3 protein-coding genes and 1 pseudogene are annotated in these 2,757 nt (G+C 69.4%); 3 read left to right on the top strand and 1 reads right to left on the bottom strand.

Annotation, left to right across the window (positions count from 1 at the left end):
• From ABNT58_RS27290 to ABNT58_RS27280, 3 genes are all read left to right on the top strand, one after another.
• Positions 1–326 (top strand): oligopeptide/dipeptide ABC transporter ATP-binding protein (locus ABNT58_RS27290; RefSeq protein ID WP_348756516.1); only part of this gene is annotated, 326 nt, incomplete at its 5' end.
• Complete coding sequence (locus ABNT58_RS27285; protein ID WP_348756515.1) at positions 323–1,225, top strand: N-formylglutamate amidohydrolase; 903 nt, start codon at positions 323–325, stop codon at positions 1,223–1,225. The genes ABNT58_RS27290 and ABNT58_RS27285, both read left to right, overlap by 4 nt.
• The gene (locus ABNT58_RS27280) at positions 1,222–2,463 is read left to right on the top strand and encodes a M20 aminoacylase family protein (protein WP_348756514.1); all 1,242 of its coding nucleotides are present in this window, start codon (positions 1,222–1,224) and stop codon (positions 2,461–2,463) included. Before ABNT58_RS27285 ends, ABNT58_RS27280 begins: the two co-directional genes overlap by 4 nt.
• Here the strand turns inward: ABNT58_RS27280 and ABNT58_RS27275 are convergent.
• Positions 2,464–2,757 (bottom strand): annotated as a pseudogene (locus ABNT58_RS27275) (hypothetical protein); the annotation flags it as partial.

The raw sequence follows: 2,757 nt of genomic DNA, 5'->3' as shown, positions 1-2,757 counted from the left end.
TCATGTATTTGGGCCGCATCGTGGAGGTGGCACCCACCGACACGGTGTTCAACCGCCCCAACCACCCCTACACCCAGGCGCTGCTGGCCGAGCTGCCCACGCTGGACACCACACGCCGGCAGTACCAACCCATCCAGGGCGAACTGCCTTCGCCGCTGGCGCCGCCTTCAGGCTGCGCCTTCCACCCGCGCTGCCCGAAGGCCCTGCCCCGCTGCAGCAGCGAGCGGCCGGCCCTGAAGACGCTGGCCCCCGGGCACACCAGCGCCTGCCACCTCAACGACCTGCCCCAACCCATCACGGTGCACGCCAAAGCAGTCCCCGCATGACACCCACCCCAGATACCCGTGTGCAGCCCCAAGCCGACACGGCGTTCGACCCCTTCACGCTGTACCAGCCCACGGCTGATGCGGTGCCGCTGGTGGCCGATTCGCCGCACAGCGGCCTGAAGTACCCCGCCGACTTCGGCTATGCCCTGCCGTTTGAAGAACTGCGTGCCGGTGAAGACACCGACGTCGACGTGCTGTGGCAGGCCCTGCCCAGCGTGGGCGGCACGCTGCTGGCGGCGGAGTTTCCGCGCAGCTACATCGACCCCAACCGCGACCCGGCCGACCTGGATGCGGCGCTGCTGGACGCACCCTGGCCGCACGAACTCCAGCCCAGCGAGAAGACCCGCCTGGGCATCGGCCTGATCTGGCGCGACGCCGGCCATGATGGCCGTCAGCCCATCTACGACCGGCGGCTGAGCGTGGCCGAGGTGCAGGCGCGCATCAGCCAGTACCACGCGCCCTACCAGCGCACGCTGCTGCAGCAGATCGAGCAGGCCTATGAGCGCCACGGCGCGGTGTGGCACCTGAACCTGCACTCGATGCCCGCCAACTCGTACGAAGGCCTGCAGATCCAGACCGACAAGCCGCTGGCCGACGTGGTGCTGGGCAACCACGACGGCCGCACCTGCAGCGAGGAGTTCATCCAGCTGGTGGCCGAAGCCATGCGCCGCCGCGCGCTCAGCGTGGCCTTCAACGACCCCTTCAAGGGCGTGGCGCTGATCGCCCGCATCGGCCGCCCGGCCGAACGCCGCCACAGCCTGCAGATCGAGCTGCACCGCGGCCTGTACATGAACGAAGCCACCCGCGAACGCAGCGCCAACTTCGGCACGCTGCAGCAAGCCCTGGCCGGCGTGTCGGCCGAACTGGCCGACTACGTGCGCCAGCAAACCCGAGGATGACCGCGATGACCGAGACCCTGCAAGCCGACACCGGCGTGATCGACGCCATCCGCGAAGAAGTGCCCGCCATCCGGGCGCTGCGCCGAGACATCCATGCCCACCCCGAGCTGGCCTTCCAGGAAACGCGCACGTCCAACCTGGTGGCCGAGAAGCTGGCCGCCTGGGGCATTGAGGTGCACCGCGGCCTGGGCCAGACCGGCCTGGTGGGCGTGCTGCACGGCAGCCGTGGGCCCGGCCAGCGCGCCATCGGCCTGCGCGCCGACATGGATGCGCTGCCCATGCCCGAATACAACCGCTTCGCGCATGTGTCGCTCAACCCCGGGCGCATGCACGGCTGCGGCCATGATGGCCATACCGCGATGCTGCTGGCCGCGGCCCAGTACCTGGCCACGCACCGCGACTTCGAAGGCACCGTGAACTTCATCTTCCAGCCGGCCGAAGAAGGCGGCAACGCCGGCGCGCGGGCGATGATGGCCGACGGCCTGTTCGAGCGCTTTCCATGCGACGAGGTCTACGGCGTGCACAACATGCCGGGCGCCCCGGCGGGCAGCTTCTCGTTCCGCAAGGGGCCGATGATGGCGTCGAGCAACCGCTTCGACATCGTCATCCGCGGCACCGGCGGCCATGCGGCCATGCCGCAGAAATGCGTCGATCCCATCGTCATCGCGGCCGAGATGGTGGGCATGCTGCAGACGGTGATCTCGCGCACCAAGTCGCCGATCGACACCGCGGTGCTCACCGTCACGCAGATGCATGCGGGCGATGCCTACAACGTGATTCCCGACGAGGCGGTGCTCAAAGGCACGGTGCGCACCTTCAGCATCGAGGTGCTGGACCTGATCGAGAACCAGATGCGCCGCATCGCCGAGACGCTGCCGCAGGCCTACGGCGCCACCGGCGAGCTGAAGTTCGTGCGCGCCTACCCGCCGCTGGTGAACTGGCCGGCCCCCACCGACTTCGCGGCCGAGGTGGCCACGCAGGCCTTCGGGGCCGACAAGGTGCTTCGCGAGGCGCCGCCGGTGGCCGGGGCCGAGGACTTCTCGTTCTTCCTGGAAAAGATCCCGGGCACCTACTGCTTCATCGGCAATGGCGACGGCGAGCATCGCGAGGCCACCTACCACGGCATGGGCCCTTGCGAGTTGCACAACCCCAGCTACGACTTCAACGATGCGCTGCTGCCCATCGGCGCCACCTACTGGGTCAAGCTGGTGCAGGCCTTCTTCGCCCGCGCGGCCTGATCAGGCCGGCTGCAACGGCACTTGTCTGTACAAGGTGCGGTGCGTGTTGCGAAAGTGCGGCCGCACCCGGCTGCTCCAGTCGGTGGCGCGCACCGCCAGCCAGGGCGGGCTGCCGAAGGCTTCGCGCCGCGCGAGGTCGTAGCAGGCGTGGTAGCGCGGTGAGGCGCCAGGCGCCAGCCAGCGGCTGGCCCGCACCGTGCCGGGCACCGCGGCCAGGCCGGGGGCATGCTCGGTCTCGTACCAGGCGTTGAAGTCGGCCTCATGCTCGGCCAGCACGTCGGTGGCCACGACGTA

The sequence above is a fragment of the uncultured Aquincola sp. genome, assembly GCF_964001545.1.
In the GTDB taxonomy this organism is placed as follows: Bacteria; Pseudomonadota; Gammaproteobacteria; order Burkholderiales; family Burkholderiaceae_C; genus Aquincola.
This window is presented reverse-complemented; position numbering and strand designations above follow the sequence as displayed.